Origin of the sequence: uncultured Roseicyclus sp. (assembly GCF_937892565.1) — a bacterium.
GTDB lineage: Bacteria > Pseudomonadota > Alphaproteobacteria > Rhodobacterales > Rhodobacteraceae > Roseicyclus.
In genome coordinates this window covers 24,636-42,886 of record NZ_CALAHQ010000004.1, presented here as the reverse complement: position 1 = coordinate 42,886, position 18,251 = coordinate 24,636, and the positions used below count along the sequence as shown (strand labels likewise).

At 64.8% G+C, this 18,251-nt stretch carries 14 protein-coding genes; 7 read left to right on the top strand and 7 right to left on the bottom strand.

Annotated elements, in window-relative coordinates:
* Positions 1-25: 25 nt before the first annotated feature.
* From Q0094_RS00325 to Q0094_RS00300, 6 genes are all read left to right on the top strand, one after another.
* A complete protein-coding gene (locus tag Q0094_RS00325; RefSeq protein ID WP_297614016.1) occupies positions 26-1,186 on the top strand; it encodes an acyl-CoA dehydrogenase family protein in 1,161 nt (386 codons plus the stop codon).
* A gap of 2 nt (positions 1,187-1,188) precedes the next feature.
* On the top strand, positions 1,189-3,231 hold the full coding sequence (locus tag Q0094_RS00320; protein ID WP_297614014.1) for an acetate--CoA ligase family protein: 2,043 nt from the start codon (positions 1,189-1,191) through the stop codon (positions 3,229-3,231).
* Positions 3,228-4,013, top strand: a complete 786-nt coding sequence (locus Q0094_RS00315) for a carnitinyl-CoA dehydratase (RefSeq protein ID WP_297614011.1) — start codon at positions 3,228-3,230, stop codon at positions 4,011-4,013. Before Q0094_RS00320 ends, Q0094_RS00315 begins: the two co-directional genes overlap by 4 nt.
* Positions 4,014-4,083: 70 nt before the next feature.
* Positions 4,084-4,995: a 3-keto-5-aminohexanoate cleavage protein gene (locus tag Q0094_RS00310; RefSeq protein ID WP_297614009.1), complete on the top strand. Its 912-nt coding sequence runs from the start codon at positions 4,084-4,086 to the stop codon at positions 4,993-4,995.
* On the top strand, positions 4,992-5,744 hold the full coding sequence (locus Q0094_RS00305; protein ID WP_297614007.1) for an SDR family oxidoreductase: 753 nt from the start codon (positions 4,992-4,994) through the stop codon (positions 5,742-5,744). Before Q0094_RS00310 ends, Q0094_RS00305 begins: the two co-directional genes overlap by 4 nt.
* Positions 5,744-7,162 carry a carnitine 3-dehydrogenase gene (locus Q0094_RS00300; RefSeq protein WP_297614005.1) on the top strand — a complete coding sequence of 473 codons (1,419 nt, stop codon included), beginning with the start codon at positions 5,744-5,746 and terminating at the stop codon, positions 7,160-7,162. The genes Q0094_RS00305 and Q0094_RS00300 overlap by 1 nt, the downstream gene beginning before the upstream one ends.
* 89 nt (positions 7,163-7,251) lie before the next feature.
* Here Q0094_RS00300 and Q0094_RS00295 read toward each other — a convergent pair whose 3' ends face one another.
* From Q0094_RS00295 to Q0094_RS00280, 4 genes are all read right to left on the bottom strand, one after another.
* Complete coding sequence (locus Q0094_RS00295; RefSeq protein WP_297614003.1) at positions 7,252-8,877, bottom strand: ABC transporter ATP-binding protein; 1,626 nt, start codon at positions 8,875-8,877, stop codon at positions 7,252-7,254.
* The gene (locus Q0094_RS00290; protein WP_297614119.1) at positions 8,874-9,731 is read right to left on the bottom strand and encodes an ABC transporter permease; all 858 of its coding nucleotides are present in this window, start codon (positions 9,729-9,731) and stop codon (positions 8,874-8,876) included. Before Q0094_RS00290 ends, Q0094_RS00295 begins: the two co-directional genes overlap by 4 nt.
* A gap of 64 nt (positions 9,732-9,795) precedes the next feature.
* Positions 9,796-10,749, bottom strand: a complete 954-nt coding sequence (locus Q0094_RS00285; protein ID WP_297614117.1) for an ABC transporter permease — start codon at positions 10,747-10,749, stop codon at positions 9,796-9,798.
* A gap of 72 nt (positions 10,750-10,821) precedes the next feature.
* A complete protein-coding gene (locus tag Q0094_RS00280) occupies positions 10,822-12,405 on the bottom strand; it encodes an ABC transporter substrate-binding protein (RefSeq protein ID WP_297614001.1) in 1,584 nt (527 codons plus the stop codon).
* A 401-nt stretch (positions 12,406-12,806) separates the two neighbouring features.
* Here Q0094_RS00280 and Q0094_RS00275 point away from each other — a divergent pair, with 401 nt between their 5' ends.
* Positions 12,807-14,270 (top strand): aldehyde dehydrogenase, encoded by a 1,464-nt coding sequence (locus Q0094_RS00275; RefSeq protein WP_297613999.1) that lies wholly within the window; start codon positions 12,807-12,809, stop codon positions 14,268-14,270.
* 174 nt (positions 14,271-14,444) lie between these two features.
* On the opposite strand, the gene Q0094_RS00270 is transcribed toward Q0094_RS00275, so the two are convergent.
* The 3 genes from Q0094_RS00270 to Q0094_RS00260 are packed head-to-tail and all read right to left on the bottom strand — an operon-like array spanning position 14,445 to position 18,251.
* The gene (locus Q0094_RS00270) at positions 14,445-15,995 is read right to left on the bottom strand and encodes a flotillin domain-containing protein (protein ID WP_297613997.1); all 1,551 of its coding nucleotides are present in this window, start codon (positions 15,993-15,995) and stop codon (positions 14,445-14,447) included.
* 22 nt (positions 15,996-16,017) lie between these two features.
* Positions 16,018-16,779 (bottom strand): hypothetical protein, encoded by a 762-nt coding sequence (locus Q0094_RS00265; protein ID WP_297613995.1) that lies wholly within the window; start codon positions 16,777-16,779, stop codon positions 16,018-16,020.
* An 8-nt stretch (positions 16,780-16,787) separates the two neighbouring features.
* Complete coding sequence (locus Q0094_RS00260; RefSeq protein ID WP_297613993.1) at positions 16,788-18,251, bottom strand: aldehyde dehydrogenase family protein; 1,464 nt, start codon at positions 18,249-18,251, stop codon at positions 16,788-16,790.

The following is an 18,251-nucleotide window of genomic DNA, read 5'->3' as shown; positions in this document are numbered from 1 at the left end:
TTGCAGGCGCGCAAGGGAGAGCGGCGTGGAATTCGGCCTGAATCCGGAACAACAGATGATCGTCGACACGGTCCGCAGCTTTGTCGAAACCGAGATCTACCCCCATGAGGCCGCCGTCGAGCGCGCGGGCGCCGTGCCGCCCGATCTGGCTGCGGACCTGCGCCGCAAGGTGGTGGAGATGGGCTTTTGGGCCTGCAACTTTCCGACCGAGGTGGGCGGTGGCGGGCTGAACCATCTGGAATTCACCCTGGTCGAGCGCGAATTGGGGCGCGGGTCGATGGCGCTCACGCATTTCTTTGGCCGGCCTCAGAACATCCTCATGGCCTGCACGGGCGATCAGCGTGAACGCTATCTGTTTCCGGCCGTGCGGGGCGAGCGGATGGATGCGCTGGCGATGACCGAACCCGATGCCGGATCGGATGTGCGCGGCATGACCTGCAGCGCGCGGCGGCAGGGCGGCGATTGGGTGGTCAACGGCACCAAGCATTTCATCTCGGGCGCCGACCACGCCGATTTCTTCATCGTCTTTGTTGCCACGGGCGTTGATGACACGGCCCATGGCCCCAAGAAACGCATCACCTGTTTTCTGGTCGACCGCGGTCATCCCGGCTTCAGCGTGCGCGACGGCTACAATTCCGTCAGCCACCGCGGCTACAAGAACTGCATCCTCGAGTTTGACGATTGCCGCCTGTCCGATGCGCAAGTTCTGGGCGCGGTCGATGGCGGCTTTGACGTGATGAACACCTGGCTTTATGCCACCCGCCTGACGGTTGCGGCTTTTGCGGTGGGGCGGGCGCGGCGCTGTTTCGATCACGCCGCCGATTACGCCGCCCAGCGCCGGCAATTCGGCCAGCAGATCGCAAGGTTTCAGGGCGTAAGCTTTCAGATCGCCGACATGATCACCGAGATCGACGCCGCCGACTGGCTGACGCTGGCAGCCGCCTGGCGGCTTGACCAGGGCCTGCCCGCCAACCGCGAGATCGCATCGGCCAAGCTTTACGCCACCGAGATGCTGGCGCGCGTCACCGACACCACGCTGCAGATCCACGGCGGCATGGGATTGATGGATGATTTGCCGATCGAACGGTTCTGGCGCGACGCGCGGGTGGAACGGATCTGGGACGGCACATCCGAAATTCAGCGTCACATCATCGGGCGCGAGATTTTCCGCCCCAAGGGTGCTTGAGGATGGAACCGCTGTCGCGTCTGTTGCGCCCGTCCTCCATCGCGGTGATCGGTGGCGGGGCGTGGTGCGCGAATGTCATCGCGGAATGCCGCAAGATCGGCTTTGGGGGCCCGGTCTGGCCGGTTCACCCGACCAAATCCGAAATCGCCGGGCTGCCCGCTTATGCGTCGGTCGCTGATCTTCCCGCTGCACCCGATGCCAGTTTCATCGGCGTCAACCGCGAGGCCAGCATCGAGAGCTTGCGCGCGCTTGCCGCACGCGGCGCGGGGGGGGCTGTGTGTTTTGCCTCGGGCTTTCGGGAGGCTGCCGCCGAAACCGGCGATGGCGCAGCACTCGAGGCGGCGCTGGTCGAGGCCGCGGGCGCGATGCGCATCCTGGGGCCCAATTGCTACGGATTTCTGAACCTCGCGGATGGGGCGGCGCTGTGGCCCGATCAGCACGGGGCGTTGCGCGCGGATCGCGGCGTTGCCTTGATCACGCAATCCTCCAACATCGCGATCAATCTGACGATGCACACCCGTGGCCTGCCGCTGGCCTATGTGGTGACGGCCGGCAATCAGGCCCAGACGGGCATGGCCGAGATTGCCAGCGCCCTGCTCGACGATCCGCGCGTCACGGCCCTTGGTCTGCATATCGAGGGGATCGGCGATCTGGCGGGCTTTGCTGCCATGGCCGCGCATGCGCAGGATTTGGGCAAACCCATCGTGGTGGTCAAGGCCGGCGCCTCCGATCAGGCGCGCTTGGCCGCCGTGTCGCACACAGGCTCTCTGGCGGGCAGCGATGCGGGGGCGGATGCGCTGTTTGCGCGGCTTGGCATCGCCCGGGTGACTGGGCTGGCCGAATTGCTCGAGACACTGAAAATCCTGCATGTGGTGGGCAAGCTGGCATCGCCCGACATCGCGTCCATGTCCTGTTCCGGGGGCGAGGCCGGGTTGATGGCCGATCTTGCAACGCGGGCGGGGCTGAATTGCCCGGCCCTGACCCAGCGCCAGCACGCGGATTTGCGCGCGGCCCTGGGCCCCAAGGTGGCGCTGGCCAACCCTCTGGATTACCACACCTATATCTGGGGCGATGAGGGCGCGATCACGCGCGCTTTCAGCGCGATGATGGCCCCGCATCTGGCGATGGGGGTTGTGGTGCTGGATTTCCCGCGCCCCGACCGATGCGATGGTGCTGCATGGGATCTGGTTGTCAACGCCGTCGCAGCCACCCGGAAAGCGACCGGGCGGCCGATGGCGATCTTGTCGAGCCTGCCCGAAACCATGCCCGAAGGCGTTGCCGCCGACATGATCGCGCGCGGCATCGTGCCCCTGGCCGGGATGGCCGAAGGTCTGGCCGCCATAGCGGCGGCGGCACGGATCGGGGCACATGGGCCCATGTCCGCGCCCCTGATCCTGCCCGGCCCTGAACCGGTCGCGACGCGCCTTTTGACCGAAGCCGAGGGCAAGACCGTGCTTGCCGCGCATGGCGTGACGGTGCCCCGCGGGGTCTTGGTCACTACCGCCGCCGCCGCCGCCGAGGCCGCCCAGTCCATCGGTGGTCGCGTGGTGCTCAAGGCCTTGGGCCATGCCCACAAGACCGAGGTTGGGGCGGTCGCGCTGAATTTGACCTCACCGGATGCTGTAGGCCTTGCCGCGCAGCGTATGGGTGGTCATCAGTTTCTTGTAGAAGAAATGGTGGAAGGTGCGGTGGCCGAACTCCTCGTGGGGGTCTTGCGGGACCCTGCGCATGGCTTTGTCATGACGCTTGGGGCGGGGGGCGTTCTGGCCGAGATCATTGCCGACACAGTATCGGTCTTGCTGCCTGCAAGCGCTGCCGCGATCGACGCCGCGCTCGACAGCCTGCGCATCGCGCCGCTGCTGTCGGGCTATCGCGGCGGTCTGCCTGCCGACCGTGCGGCGCTGCGGGCCGCAATCATGGCGGCGCAAGACTATGCCATCGCGCAGGCGGACGCCTTGATCGAGTTGGAGATCAATCCGATGATCGTCACACCTGACCGCAGCGTTGCGGTCGATGCTCTGATCAGACTGGGAGACAGACCATGACCGAGACGCCGATCAAGACCCTGCGTCGTGGGGCGGTGCTGGAGGTCACGCTTGACAGACCCCGCGCCAATGCCATCGATGCGCCCACCAGCAAGATCATGGGTGCGGTCTTTACCCAGTTCCGCGATGATCCGGATCTGCGTGTGGCAATCGTGACCGGGGCTGGCCAGAAATTCTTTTGCCCCGGCTGGGATCTCAAGGCAGCCGCCGATGGCGAGGCGCCCGACAGCGATTACGGTGTCGGCGGATTTGGCGGCCTGCAGGAATTGCGCGGTCTGAACAAGCCTGTGATCGCGGCGGTCAATGGCATTGCCTGTGGCGGCGGGTTCGAGCTGGCGCTTTGCGCCGACATGATTCTGGCGGCTGACCATGCGCGCTTTGCCTTGCCGGAAATCCGTTCGGGAACGGTGGCTGATGCGGCCTCCATCAAGCTGCCCAAACGCATCCCCTATCATATCGCGATGGAGATGTTGCTGACCGGGCGGTGGATGGATGCCCAAGAGGCCGAGCGCTGGGGCTTGGTCAACCGCGTGCTGCCTGCCGCAGATCTGATGACTGCCGCGCGCGCCATCGCCGACGAACTGGCTGCGGGCCCGCCATTGGTCTTGGCCGCGATCAAGGAAATCGTGCGCGAGGCCGAAGCGATGGCGTTTCGCGATGCGCTCAACCGTGTCACGAAAAGCCAGTTTGAAACGGTTGAGCGGCTTTACCGCTCGGACGACCAGAAAGAAGGCGCACGCGCCTTTGCCGAGAAACGTGACCCGGTCTGGACGGGGCGCTGACGGATTTTCGTACGAAAATCCGCACCATGCGATTTTTCGTACGAAAAATCGGGACAGGAAAGGAAATGACATGCCGCTGACCATGAGCCGAGAGGTCTTCATCACCTGCGCCGTGACGGGATCGGGCGCAACGCAAGATCGCAGCCCGCACGTGCCTCGCAGCCCCAAACAGATTGCCGACAGTGCGATTGCGGCGGCCCGCGCAGGGGCGGCCATCGTCCATTGCCATGTGCGCGACCCCGACACTGGCGCCCCGTCCCGAAGGCTTGATCTTTATCGCGAACTCACCGACCGCATTCGCGCGTCCGAGGTCGATGTGATCTTGAACCTGACCGCCGGGATGGGGGGCGACATGGTTTTTGGCCCGACCAATGCCCCATTGCCCTTGAACCCCAAGGGCACCGATATGGCAGGCGCGGAAGAACGCGTCGCCCATGTGGCCGATTGCCTGCCCGAGATCTGCACGCTCGATTGCGGCACGATGAACTTCGCCGAGGCCGATTACGTCATGACCAACACGCCCGGCATGCTGCGGGCCATGGGGCGGATGATGACCGATCTGGGCGTCAAGCCCGAGATCGAGGCCTTTGATACCGGGCATCTGTGGTTTGCCAAGGAATTGGTGCGCGAGGGGGTTCTGGACAGCCCGGCTCTGGTGCAGCTGTGCATGGGTGTGCCATGGGGCGCGCCCGATGATCTGAACACCTTTATGGCGATGGTCAACAATGTGCCCCCCGATTGGGTCTTTTCGGCTTTCTCGCTCGGGCGCAACCAGATGGCCTATGCCGCGGCCGCCGTTCTGGCGGGCGGGCATGTGCGCGTCGGGCTGGAGGATAACTTGTGGCTCGACAAGGGTGTCCTGGCCACCAATGCCCAGCTGGTCGAACGCGCGGCAGGCGTGGTCGAGGGCATGGGCGCACGCATCATGACGCCGGCGCAGGTGCGCGACAAGCTCGGCCTTGTGAAACGGGCCCCTCGGTGAGCCGCCGGGTCGTCATCACCGGCGGGGCCTCGGGTCTTGGCCTTGCGATGGCACAGGCCTTTTGCGATGCGGGTGATCGGGTGGCGGTGTGCGATGCCGATCACGCGGCGGTGGCGGCCGTGCCGCCAGCGCTGCACGCGGTGCAGGCCGATGTGACCGACGCCGCCGCCATGGCGGCGTTTTTCGCCCAGATCGAGGCGGAATGGGGCGGGGCGGATGTGGTCATCTCCAATGCGGGCATTGGCGGGCCGGCGGGGCCGATCGAAACCCTTGAAGTCGACGATTGGCGGCGCTGTCTTTCCGTCAATCTGGATGGCGCCTTTCTGACCTGTCGCTGGGCCGCGCGGGTGATGCGGGCGCAAGGGGCGGGGGTGATCTTGCTGACAAGCTCGGTCTCGGGGCTGTTCGGCTTTCCGTGGCGCACGCCCTATGTGGCGGCGAAATGGGGGATCGTGGGGCTGACCAAGGCGCTGGCCTCGGAGCTGGGGCCGGCCGGGGTGCGGGTCAACGCGATCTGTCCCGGCGCGGTCGAGGGGCCCCGCATGGGCCGCGTCATCGCCATGGAGGCACAGGCCCAGGGTCGTTCCGAGGAGGATGTGCGCGCGGGCTTTACCCAAGGCGTGGCGCTGCGCCGCTTTGTCACCGCCGATGAGGTCGCGGCGATGGCGCTTTTTCTGGCCTCGCCGGGGGCGGCCTCGATCAGCGGACAGGCGATGACGGTCGATGGACATACCGAAAGGACAACATGATGGGACAAAAGGCAGCGATCATCGGGGGGGGCGTGATCGGCGGCGGTTGGGCCGCGCGGTTCTTGCTGAACGGCTGGGATGTGGCCGTGTTCGACCCCGACGCCGAGGCGGAACGCAAGATCGAGGCGGTGCTGCAAAATGCCCGCCGGTCCTTGCCGGGGCTTTATGAGCGCGCCCTGCCGCCCGAGGGGCGATTGAGCTATCACGCGGATCTGGCCGATGCGGTGGCGGGTGCCTCCTGGGTGCAGGAAAGCGTGCCGGAACGGCTGGATATCAAGCACAAGGTCTTGGCCGAGATCATGGCATCCGCCCCAGAGACGGCAGTTCTGGGAAGTTCAACATCGGGCTTCAAGCCATCGGAATTGAACGAAAAGGGCGCCACGGCTATCGTTGCGCACCCGTTCAACCCCGTCTATCTTCTGCCGCTGATCGAATTGGTGGGCGCGCCCGATCGGTGCGAGAAAGCCGCCCATATCTTGCGCGGCATCGGCATGTATCCCCTGATGGTGCGCAAGGAGATCGACGCCCATATCGCCGATCGCTTCCTCGAAGCCGTCTGGCGCGAGGCGCTGTGGCTGGTCAAGGACGGCATCGCCACCACCGAAGAAATCGACGAGGCGATCCGCATGGGCTTTGGGCTCAGATGGGCGCAGATGGGCCTGTTCGAGACCTATCGCATCGCCGGCGGCGAGGCCGGGATGCGGCATTTTCTGGCGCAATTCGGCCCTTGTCTGACATGGCCCTGGACCAAGCTGATGGATGTGCCCGAATTTACCGATGAACTGGTCGATCTGATCGCGGGGCAATCGGATGCGCAATCGGGCCATCGGTCGATCCGCGAATTGGAACGGCTGCGCGATGACAATCTGGTTGGGATCATGCGCGCGCTCAAGCGCACGGGCAGCGGGGCGGGGGGGGTGATCACGGCCCATGAGGCGATGCTGCCGCGCCGCGAGGTGGGGCCCGATGGCTTGCCCGTGACGGTACAGATGCAGGTCCCCACAACCTATGTCGATTACAACGGCCACATGAACGAGGCACCATACCTTGAGGTGTCGGCCCGCGCCTCGGACCGCTTCATGGAAATGATCGGGGCCGATGCCACCTATATCGACGGGGGGCTCAGCTATTTCACCGCCGAAAACCACATCCGCTATTTTTCGGAAATCGACATCGGCGCGCAGATCACCGTGACGACACAGGCCCTGGGCGGGGATGGGCGAAAGCTGCATCTGCTCAACAAGATCTGGGCGGGTGGCGACAGCCCGGCGGCCACGGTGGAAACGCTTTTGCTGCATGTCGATCTGTCCACCCGCCGCGTCATGGCCCCAACCGGCCTGGTGGCCGAGCGCGCGGCCGGCTTTGTTGCGGCGCATGCGGACCAGCCAAGGCCCGAGCGGTTGGTGATCGCGGTGTAATGCCTGTTGGGCAACAGCATGGGGCGCATGCATGCCCCAAACGAGAAGCGGATGGCCGTCCCGCGGCCAGCCGCCCCCCGTTTGTCTGATCAGCCGGGCAGGGCGGCGCGGCGGTCCAGCAGCCGCGTCAGCCAGTCGGGGTCCATTTCCGGCACGGACGACAGCAACAGCTCGGTGTAGGGCTCGTGCGGGGGCGTGAACATCCGGGCCTTCGGGCCCTGTTCGATCACCCGGCCCTTTTGCATCACCACCACATCATCGGCGATGGCGCGCACGGTGGCCAGATCATGGGTGATGAACATATAGGCCAGTCTGAATTCATCTTGCAGCCGGGTCAGAAGCTTCAGGATGCCCTCCTGCACGATCTGGTCCAGCGCCGATGTCACCTCGTCGCAGATGATGACCTTTGGCTCGGCTGCGAGCGCACGGGCGATGCCGATGCGCTGTTTCTGCCCGCCTGACAATTCGCCGGGCAGCCGATCGATATAAGTGTCGGGGTCCAGTTCGATCAGGTCAAGCAGATCGCGCACCCGCGTTTCCAGCGCCTTTCCCTCAAGGCCCAGATACATCTGCGCGGGCCGCCCGATCAATTCGCGCAGGCGCAGCTTGGGGTTAAGCGCCGTATCGGCCATCTGATAGATCATCTGCACCTGTCGCAGTTGATCACGTTTGCGCCCCTTGAGCGCGGGTGGCAGGGGCTTGCCCTCAAACAGCACCGCGCCGCTTTTGGGCGGCAAAAGCCCGGTGATGACACGCGCGGCGGTCGATTTTCCCGACCCGCTTTCGCCCACAATCGCGATGGTGCGGCCCGGGTGAATGTCGAAGCTGACGTCTTCCAGCACCGCCACCTTGCCATAGGCGGCGGTGACATTGCGCACCGACAGGATCGGGGCATCGGTCGGGGGCGGCTGTTCGGGTCGGGCAAAGCTGCGCACGGCCCAGAGCGATCTGGTGTAATCCTCGCGCGGGGCAGCCAGCATGGTGCGGGTTGGGGCCTCTTCCACCTCTTGCCCGCGCAAAAGCACCTTGATGCGGTCAGCGGCTTGGGCCACCACGGCCAGATCATGGGTGATATAGATCGCGGCGGTGTCGAACTGGCGCACGATATCGCGGATGGCGGCCAGCACTTCGATCTGGGTGGTGACATCAAGCGCGGTTGTGGGTTCGTCAAAGATGATCAGATCGGGGCGACAGGCCATGGCCATGGCGGTCATCGCGCGCTGCAACTGGCCGCCCGACACCTGATGGGGGTAGCGAAAGCCGATGTCTTCGGGGTTGGGAAGCTGCATCCGGCGATAAAGGTCGATGGCGTCGTGTTCGGCGCGGGCGCGATCCATCACGGCGTGGATCACGGGCGCCTCGCAATACTGATCGATCAGCTTGTGCGCGGGGTTGAAGCTGGCGGCGGCTGATTGCGCGACATAGGCGATGCGCGCACCCCGAAGCGCGCGGCGTTGCGGCTCGGGGGCCGTGCGCAGGTCGATCCCGTCGAACATGATGCTGCCCCCGGTGATGCGGCATCCGTCACGCGCAAAGCCCATCGCGGCCAGACCCACGGTGGATTTTCCTGCCCCCGATTCCCCGATCAGGCCCAGCACCTCCCCCTTGTGCAGCGTCAGGTCGATGCCCTTGACGATCTCGGTCCAGCCATCGCCGGCGCGGCCTTCGATCCGCAAGCCTTCGATCTTGAGCAAAATCTCGCGGGCCATCGTCATTGCTCCTTCAGGCCCGAGGCGCGGTGCAGTTGCCAGTCCACGACGAAATTCACCGCCACCGTCAACAGCGCGATACACCCCGCGGGCAACAGCGGCGTCACATCGCCAAAGGTGATCAGCGTGGCGTTGTCCTTGACCATGCTGCCCCAGTCGGCCGTGGGCGGCTGGATGCCCAGACCCAGAAAGGACAGCGACGAGATCGACAGGAACACAAAGCAGAAGCGCAGCCCGAACTCGGCCACCAGCGGCGCCATGGCGTTGGGCAGGATCTCGCGACGGATCAGAAACCACGACCCTTCGCCGCGCAGCTTGGCCGCTTCGATGTAGTCCATCACCACGATGCCTTGTGCCACCGCACGCGCAAGGCGAAAGACGCGGGTGGCATCCACGGCTGCAATCACGAGGATCAACGTGATGACCGAGGTGCCAAAGATCGTCAGCAGCAACAGCGAGAAAATCAGCGCCGGAATGGCCATCAGCGCATCGACAAACCGCGACAGCCCCTGATCAAGCCAGCCGCCCACCAGTGCAGCCCAAAGCCCAAGAACCGCACCCACGACAAAAGCCAGGGCCGTTGTCGCAAAGGCGATCCCCACGGTGTTGCGCGCGCCATAGATCAGCCGCGACAGCATATCGCGCCCGATCCGGTCGGTGCCCAGCGGGTGCGCGGCCGACCATGCCTGAAACTGGCCGCCGACGATCTCGCGCTCGGGAAAGGGCGCAAGGGCGGGGGCGGCAATGGCGACGGCGGCATAGACCCCGATGACCAGGATGCCAAAGGCCGCCGTCAGCGGCATGTCATGCGCGATGGCCCGCGCAGAACCCGCAAACATGGCCCGCGCCCCGGCGCGCATGAGCCACGCAATCGCAAACAGCCCGGCCAGCCCAAGGGCCACAGAGGTGGCGAAACCCATGGCGCTACCTCCGATGCATCAGGCGGGGATTGGTGATGGTCGACAGCACATCCGCAATCAGGTTCAGCGCCACATAGGCGGCCGCAAAGATCAGCGCCACCGCCTGTACCACGGCGATATCGCGGTTCGAGACCGCATCAACCATCAACTGCCCAAGGCCGGGATAGACGAACACCACCTCGACCACGACGACGCCGGTGATGAGGTAAGCAAGGTTCAGCGCGATCACATTGATGATCGGCGCCAAGGCGTTTGGCAGCGCATGGCGCAACACGACGCGCAAGGGCGACATGCCCTTCAGCCGCGCCATTTCGATATAGGGGCTGGCCATCAGATTGATGATGGCCGCCCGCGTCATGCGCATCATGTGCGCGGTCACCACCAGCGTCAGCGTCAGCGCCGGCAGGAACGTCATGTAAAGACGTTCAGCCAGACCGGTTGTGGGGTTGATGCGCACCATTGACGGAAAGAGACCCGTCTGCGCCAGCCACAGCACAAGGATATAGGCCACGAAAAACTCTGGGAATGAAATCGCCGTCAGCGCGCCGGCATTGGCGGCGCGGTCAAAGAACGAATTGCGCCAAAGTGCTGCCAGAATCCCAAGGATCAAGGAGATCGGCACCGACAGGGCGGCGGCGTAAAGCGCCAGGAATACGGTGTTGCCAAGCCGTGCCGCGATCAGGTCGGAAATCGGTCGGCCATTGCCCATCGACATGCCGAAATCCCCCGTCAGCGCGCCGGTCAGCCAATTCCAGTAGCGCAGCGGTGCCGGATCGTTCAGCCCCAATTGCGCGCGCAGCGCCGCCACGGTTTCCGGCGTGGCCGATTGACCCAAAAGCTGGGTGGCCAGATCGCCCGGCAAAAGCTCGGTCGCCCAGAAGATCACGAGCGAAACGACGAATAACAGCCCAATCCCAAGCGCAACACGCGTCAGGATCATCGCGATGACGTTTGACAGCGACCTGTCCTCCCCGGTTGAACGGATGAAGGGAAATCCCCGGCGCGATCTGCGCCGGGGATCAGGACAGGCTCAGGCCATCGACCAGCGCTCGACGCAGCGGAACCCGTCAAAGTTCCAGTTCGACGACAGGCGCTCGGGCGTGGATACGGCTTTTGACACACCCATCACATAGTTGGTGTACATCGGGATGATGGTCGATCCTTCGAAGGACACCAGCTGCTGCATCTCTTGATACATGGCGCGGCGGTTGTCTTCGCTGACCTCGGAGCGTGCCGCGACGAGCAACTCGTTGAAGCGGGCATTCTCCCAGAAGCTTTCGTTCCACGCCGCGCCCGAGGCATAGGCGGTGGTGAACATGTGGTCTTCGACCGCGCGCCCACCCCAATAGCTGGCACAGAAGGGCGTGTTGCCGTTGGGATTGAGCCAGACATTGTCCCAGTAGCCGTCATTCGGCACCCGGTCGACGGTCAGGTTGATGCCCGCCGCGCGGGCCGTTTCCGAGAACATGGAGGCAGCATCGACCGCACCCGAGAAGGCGGCATCGGCCGCCGACAGCGTCACATCAAGGCTGGTCAACCCGGCCTGCTGCAGATAATAGCGCGCCTTGTCGGGATCATAGGTCTTGGCTTCCATTTCCGCATGGAAATAGCGGTTGGCCGGCCCGATCGGGTTGTCGTTGGCCACCGCGCCATGGCCGCCAAGGATGACATCCACCATTGCCTGACGGTCAATCGCGTATTTCAGCGCCAGCCTGACATTGTTGTCATTGTAGGGCGCGACGCGGCTGTCCATCGGGAACACGTAATGGCCGGTGCCGGGGATCGACAGGATGTTGGCCACACCACGGCTTTCGAGCATGCCGATGGTCGCCGGATCGATCTGGTCGATCAGGTGAACCTCGCCGGTGATCAGCGCGTTCAGACGCGCCGCCGGGTCGAGGATCGACAAAAGCTCGATCCGGTCAAACCAGGCACGATCCGATTTCCAGTAGTTGGGGTTGCGGTTCAGCGTCGATTGCACGCCATGCTCGAAGCTTTCGACGATATAGCCGCCGCAGCCATCGGTCGAGGTGACATCGATCTTGCCGTCGATGCCGGGCATGACCGGGATGTGGTAATCCGTCATCAGATAGGGCAGGTCGGCATTGGGGGCTTCCAGCGTCACGACGACGGTGTTTCCGTCGGCGCGCACATCGGTGGTCGGCGCCAGCAGCGATTTCACGGCCGAGGTCGTGGCCTCACCGCGGTGATGGTTGATCGAGGCCACCACATCATCGGGCGTCAGGGTCTTGCCGGAATGAAAGGTCACGCCCTGACGGATGGTGAACACCCATGTGCTGGCGTCATCGCTCGACCAGCTTTCTGCGATCTCGGGCTTGAGTTGACCATCCGAATCCACCTCGATCAGATAGTTGTGGCGCGCGGCGGCAAAGGTCTGGACATAAAGCTGGTCCCAAAGGCCCGGATCAAGGCTGTCGGTGGTCGAGCCATGGCCGATCCCGATGCGGAAGGTGCCGCCGCGGGTCTGCGCGCGGGCCGCCGTCGCGCCATATGGCAAAATCAGCCCGGCCGCGCCAACCGCTGCCGCGCCCTTCAGGACGCCGCGCCGGCTGATTGGGGCAAACCCCTGTCCTGTCGTGTTGAAATTCGTCATCTGTCGTCTCCCTGTGGTATGCGCCGCCGGTTGTTTTCGGTGGCTCTGGTCTGAACCGGGGGTTGTGCCCGGGGGTGTTGCACGATCAGCCGCCTTGCGTCGGTGACGTCGCCACGTCGCTCTGGCCCGATGCTGCGATATTGGCCATGTCCGCGCGGCTTTGTCACCCTATTCCTTGCGTCTGACACGATGGTGACAACGCCACCGGGAAAAACCATAACAAAAAAAACCTTGTCCATAGGGTGAAAAAATTCGTGGCTTGGCAAGATCATCCTTGCCGCCGCGTTTGTCGGTGGATTTGAGCCTTGGGCCCGCAAAATAATTCCGCGCCAGCTTTGCCCAAGGCTTTGAAACAATGCGGCTTTGGTCTAGGGTGGCGCAGCAGGCAGGGGAGAGCTGGCATGACGGCGATGTTGCGCGGCGGGGCGGGGCTCAAGGCGCCCGATCAGGTTTTCATCGACGGCCAATGGGCCAACCCGACATCGGGGCGCATGATCGACGTCATTTCCCCCATGACGGAAGAAAAGCTGCTGTCTTATCCCGAGGCAGGCACGGCCGATATCGACCGCGCGGTCGCCGCTGCGCGTGCCGCTTTCGATCATGGCCCTTGGCCGCGCATGGCCCCGGCCGAACGCGGCGCGTATCTTCAGCGTGTGGCCAGCCTGATCGAGACGCGGCTTGATGACATCGCCTGGGCCTGGACCCATCAGGTGGGCGCGCCGATCAGCCTGACCAGAAAGCTGGTGGGCCAGAACGCCACGCTGTTTCGCTATTATGGCGGCTTGATCGCAACCTATCCGTTCCGCGATGACCGCACGCGCGATGATGGCGGGGCGGTGCGCATCCTGCGCGAGCCCATCGGGGTCTGTGCCGCGATCTCGCCTTGGAATGCGCCGATGGTCTTGCTGAGCTACAAGATCGCGGCGGGTTTGGCGGCGGGCTGCACCATGGTGGCAAAGCCCAGCCCCGAAACCCCGCTCGAGGCCTATATCATGGCCGAATGCATCGAAGCGGCGGGCCTGCCGCGCGGTGTGTTCAACCTTGTTCCGGCGGGGCGCGACGGGGGCGATCACCTGATCCGCCACCCGGGCATCGACAAGGTGGCCTTTACCGGCTCGACCGAGGTGGGCAAGCACATCATGCGCGTCTGTGCGGACCGGTTGGCGCGCGTGTCGCTGGAACTGGGTGGCAAATCGGCGGCCGTGCTGATGCCTGATGCCGATTTTGCCCGCGCGATGCCCAGCCTGATGACCTATTGCATGCCGATCACGGGCCAAGTCTGTTTCTCGCTCACGCGGCTTTTGGTGCCGAATGCGCGCAAGGCGGAATTTCTTGACATGTTCTTGTCGGGGGTGCGCAGCATCAAGGTCGGCGATCCAGGCGATCCGGGCACACAGATGGGCCCGCTGGCCATGGCGCGGCAGCGCGATCGGGTCGAGGGCTATATTGCCGCCGGTCGCGCGGGTGGGGCCACGGTTGCCTGCGGCGGCGGGCGGCCCCGCGGTCTTGATCGCGGGTTTTTCATCGAGCCGACCGTGCTGACCGATGTGACAGCCGACATGAAGGTGGCCCAAGAGGAAATCTTTGGCCCGGTCGTGTCCGTCATCGGCTATGAGGATGAAAACGATGCCGCCGCCAAGGCCAATGCCACGGTCTATGGGCTGAACGGCGCGGTCTATGGCCAAGATGTCGAGCGCGCCTATGCCTTTGCCCGCCGGATGCGCACGGGCGGGCTGACGATCAACGGGCTGATCGTGGACCCCAAGCACCCTTTCGGCGGCTATCGCCAATCGGGCATGGGCCGCGAGGGCGGGCCCGAGGGTCTGGACAATTACCTTGAGGTCAAGACCATCCACATCGCCTGAGGCGCCGGGCAAAGGTTTCCGGCTGACAGCGCGCGGGCCGGCCATCCGCTGCCCGTTTTGGGCATGTGTTCCACATGCTGTTGCCAACCGGGCGGGCCCCGCTTGATCCCTACCCCCTACGCAAGGAAAAAGGGGCGGCGTGAGCCACCCCTTTCTTGTGCGATGCGCGGATGATCACTCGTCGCGGCGGCGGCGGCGGTCTTTGCGGTCCAACGTGCCATCGCGGATTTCATCGCCGATCTGGTCCAGAACGCGGTGCAGGTTCGGGGCATGCACCGCCTGTTCCAGCACCGAATCGAGCGCCTGCAAGATCGCGCCGCGCGAGCCTTCGACGCTGCCCACTTGCGTGATGTCGATCTTGCCGATCTTTTCGATCGGTTTGACCATCTCGGCCACGATCTTGGGCATGGACTCAAGCCGGGCCAATTCGATTTCGTGGGCAAGCGTCGCCTCGGAGCGGGTGTTTTGCGCCGCGATGTGACCGGCCATGGCTTCGGTCTCGGCGCGGCGGGTGGCCAGCATCGCCTCGGCGTCGAATTTCGCGGTCTCGACCCGGTCCTTGGCCACCTTGCGGGCGGTTTCGGCGGCAATCTCGGCGCGGCGGGCTGTGGCGGCGGCGTCGCTTTCGGCGGCGATGCGCGCCAGATCGCGCTTGCGCTCGGCCTCGGCCGATGCCCGCGCGCTTTCGATAGCCTCATGGGCGCGCACGGCCTCGGCGCGCGCCAGATCGGCCTCGGCCTGTGCGCGGCTTTCCTCCTGGCTTTTGGCCAGCACCTGCACGCTGCGATCTTGTTCGGCGATTTCCAGCGTCTTGGCGCGCAAGATCTCGGCTTCGCGGATGGCCTGTTCGCGGGCGATGTCGGCGGCTTGGATCTCGCGCTCCATATGGATGCGGGCTTGCGCGGCGGCGCGTTCGGCCTCGGCCTTGGCGCGGGCGATCTCGGCCAGTTGTGCCGACATCAGCGCCTCGACCTGTTGGGCCTGGGCAATCTCGGCGCGGCGTTCTTCAAGGTCGATTTCCATCTTGCGGCGTGCGGCCTCCATGGCGGCACGGCGCACGCTGACTTGCGTGTCGCCCTCGATTTCGGCGCGCTCGCGCTTTGACAGCGCAATCACCTCGGCCAGTTTGCGAAGGCCCACCGCGTTGAAGGCGTTGTTTTCGTCAAGCGCGGAAAACGGCGTCTGGTCAAGGGCTGTCAGCGACACGCTGTCAAGTGACAGGCCATAGCGTTCCACCACGGGCGACAGGGCGGTGCGGATTTCGGCCACGAATTCGGCACGGTTTTCATGCAGCTCATCCATGCTGTGGCGTGCTGCCACAGCGCGCAGCGCATCGACAAACATCCCTTCGATCAGAAGCCTCAGATCTTCGGGCTGAAAGCTGCGCTTGCCAAGCGCTTGCGCCGCGCGCGTGATCGAGGCGGCGGTGGGTGGCACGGACAGGTAAAACTCTGCCCCCACATCAACGCGCAGCTTGTCGCGGGTGATCAGCGATTGATCACCCGCGCGCCGCACCTCAAGGCGCAGCGTCTGCATGTTGACGCGCGCGACCTCATGAAACCACGGCAGCGCGATGAAGCCGCCATCGATGGCGACGCGCCGCCCGCCGATGCCGGTGCGCACAAGGCTGATCGCGTTGGAGCTGCGCTGATAAAAGCTCGCGGCCAAAGCCACGAGGATGGCCAGAATGACGATCAGGGCGATTGTCCAGAAGATGGTGTTCATCGCGTGGTCCTTTTCTTCGTGCTCAAAGCCCTTCGAGGCTTGTTTGGGTCTCGGCCGACAGACCGCCATCGGCGGCAAGCGCTGATCCGGTCATGCCGGCAGCCAGCGCAGAGAACATGAAAACCGCCGCTTGTGCGGCCTGGTGCTGGCCCATGCCTGCCTCAAGCCCGCGCGCGGCGGCAATGTGGGGCGGCAGGCGCCCATCGGGGCTGGCCGTGACAAGGCATGCGGTGCGCGGTCCCTGCGGTGCCCAGGACCAGCGGTGCTGCATCACCCATGCCTCCATCGCCCAGGCGATCAGCCTGGGCGTCAGCGCGGGTTCGGCCGCAAGCCCCCAGCGCTGGCCAAAACCCTCAGCGCTGTCCCGGCGCAGCGCAAGCGCCGCACGGATCAGGCCCAGATGCTGGGCGCGCGCGCCATCATGGGCTGTGCCCTGTGTCACGATTGCCCCGCCCGCCGCCATGCGGGGCGCCAGCCGCAGGGCCAGCCGCGTGGGGCCCATCACGCCGCGCAACAGCGCCTGTTCGACCGTGTCCGCCGGATCAAGGGCCGGCACAAGGCAAAGCCCGTCCAGCCCATCAGGCAGCGCCTCGGCCAGCCGGTCGATGGCGGCGGGCTCGCCCGGATCAAGGCGGAAGAACTCGCTCACATGCGCAAAGCCCGCCACCGCGTCGATGCCGATCACCTCGGCCCCGGCCTCGGTCGTGGCCTTTGCCACCGCCAGCCCAAGCCCGCGCGCCGATCCAAGGACCGCGATGCGTTTGCCGGACAAAAGGGCGGGCATGTGCGACATCAAAACACCGGCGGATAGGGGCGACCGCCGCGATCAAGCGTGATCCAGCGGGTTTCGGTAAAAGTCTCGATCGACCAGCGCCCGCCATGCCGCCCAAGGCCAGAGGCCTTGGATCCGCCAAAAGGCACATGGGGTTCGTCATTCACCGACGAGCAATTGACATGGCACATGCCCGTTTCCAGCCGCCGTGCGATATCGAGTGCGCGCGCCTCATTGGCGGTGAAAACCCCGGCTGACAGCCCGTATTCGGTGTCATTGTTGATGGCGATGGCGTCCTCATCGGTGGCAAAGGGGATCACGGGAACCACCGGGCCAAAGGTTTCGTCGCGGTAGACCAGCATATCGGGCGTGACATCGGCCAGAATGGTGGGTTCCACAAAGCGGCCATTGATGCCGCCGCCCACGATCACGCGGGCGCCCCTGGCAATGGCGTCGTCAAGCTGTGCTTTCACGCGCGCCACCTGACGGTCGTTGATCAAGGGGCCGATCACGTTGGATTTATCCGCCGTGTCACCCACCTTGAGCCGGGCTGCGCGTTCGGCGAAACGGGCAAGGAATTCGGGGTAAATGCTCTCTTGCACCAGCACCTTTTCCACGCTCATGCAGATCTGGCCCTGATGCATGAAGCTGCCGAAATTGGCGGCCTGGGTGGCGCGCTCCATCTCGGCGTCTTCGAGGATGATCAGGCTGTCCTTGCCACCCAGTTCCACACAGGCCTTTTTCAGATGTGCCCCCGCCTTGGCCGCGATTGACCGGCCCACGGGTGTCGATCCGGTGAACGAGATACCCTTGACATAGGGGTGTTCGATCATCTCGTCGCCCATGGCGCCCACATTCTCGCGCGCGCAGGTGATGACGTTGAACACGCCGGGGGCAAAACCCGCCTCGTGCAGGATTTCCGCGAAATAGAGCCCGCCGCTATAGGGCGTGTCTTCGGAGGGTTTCAAGACAATGGTGTTGCCCGCGGCCAGCGCAAAGGCAAAGCCCCGCGCGGTCAGGATGCCTTGGAAATTCCACGGGCTGATGACCGAGATCACCCCCATCGGATAGCGCACAGCGGTCGAGAACTTGCCGTATTCCGAGGGCAGGATTTCACCCAGATTGTGATAGCAGGCAGCCGCCGCCGAGCGAAACACCTCGGCCACGTAATGCGCCTCAAAGGCACCCTTGCCGACCCAGCCGCCGCCTTCGGCCTGGGCGGCGGCGATGTAATCAGGTGCGCGGCGTTCCCAGATATCGGCGGCCTTGTGCAACAGATGGGCGCGCTGGGTGTATTTCATCGCAGCCCAGCCCTTGAACGCAGCATGGGCCGCCTCGATCGCCATGCGCGCCTCGGGGCGGGCGCCGTCGGGCGCTTCGGCGTAAAGCGTGCCGGTCGAGGGGTTGATATCGGCAAACCTGCGGGCGGTCTGAACCCACTGGCCGCCGATATACATGCCGCGAAGGGTCTGGGTCTGGGGCAT

Excerpts from the sequence above, each read along its gene's own strand:
- Q0094_RS00270 (WP_297613997.1), bottom strand. The coding sequence starts at position 15,995 with ATGAACACCATCTTCTGGACAATCGCCCTGATCGTCATTCTGGCCATC.
- Q0094_RS00280 (WP_297614001.1), bottom strand. The coding sequence starts at position 12,405 with ATGACGAATTTCAACACGACAGGACAGGGGTTTGCCCCAATCAGCCGG.
- Q0094_RS00310 (WP_297614009.1), top strand. The coding sequence starts at position 4,084 with ATGCCGCTGACCATGAGCCGAGAGGTCTTCATCACCTGCGCCGTGACG.
- Q0094_RS00300 (WP_297614005.1), top strand. The coding sequence starts at position 5,744 with ATGGGACAAAAGGCAGCGATCATCGGGGGGGGCGTGATCGGCGGCGGT.
- Q0094_RS00260 (WP_297613993.1), bottom strand. The coding sequence starts at position 18,251 with ATGCCCCAGACCCAGACCCTTCGCGGCATGTATATCGGCGGCCAGTGG.
- Q0094_RS00275 (WP_297613999.1), top strand. The coding sequence starts at position 12,807 with ATGACGGCGATGTTGCGCGGCGGGGCGGGGCTCAAGGCGCCCGATCAG.
- Q0094_RS00295 (WP_297614003.1), bottom strand. The coding sequence starts at position 8,877 with ATGACGATGGCCCGCGAGATTTTGCTCAAGATCGAAGGCTTGCGGATC.
- Q0094_RS00265 (WP_297613995.1), bottom strand. The coding sequence starts at position 16,779 with ATGCCCGCCCTTTTGTCCGGCAAACGCATCGCGGTCCTTGGATCGGCG.
- Q0094_RS00320 (WP_297614014.1), top strand. The coding sequence starts at position 1,189 with ATGGAACCGCTGTCGCGTCTGTTGCGCCCGTCCTCCATCGCGGTGATC.
- Q0094_RS00315 (WP_297614011.1), top strand. The coding sequence starts at position 3,228 with ATGACCGAGACGCCGATCAAGACCCTGCGTCGTGGGGCGGTGCTGGAG.
- Q0094_RS00290 (WP_297614119.1), bottom strand. The coding sequence starts at position 9,731 with ATGCGCGCCGGGGCGCGGGCCATGTTTGCGGGTTCTGCGCGGGCCATC.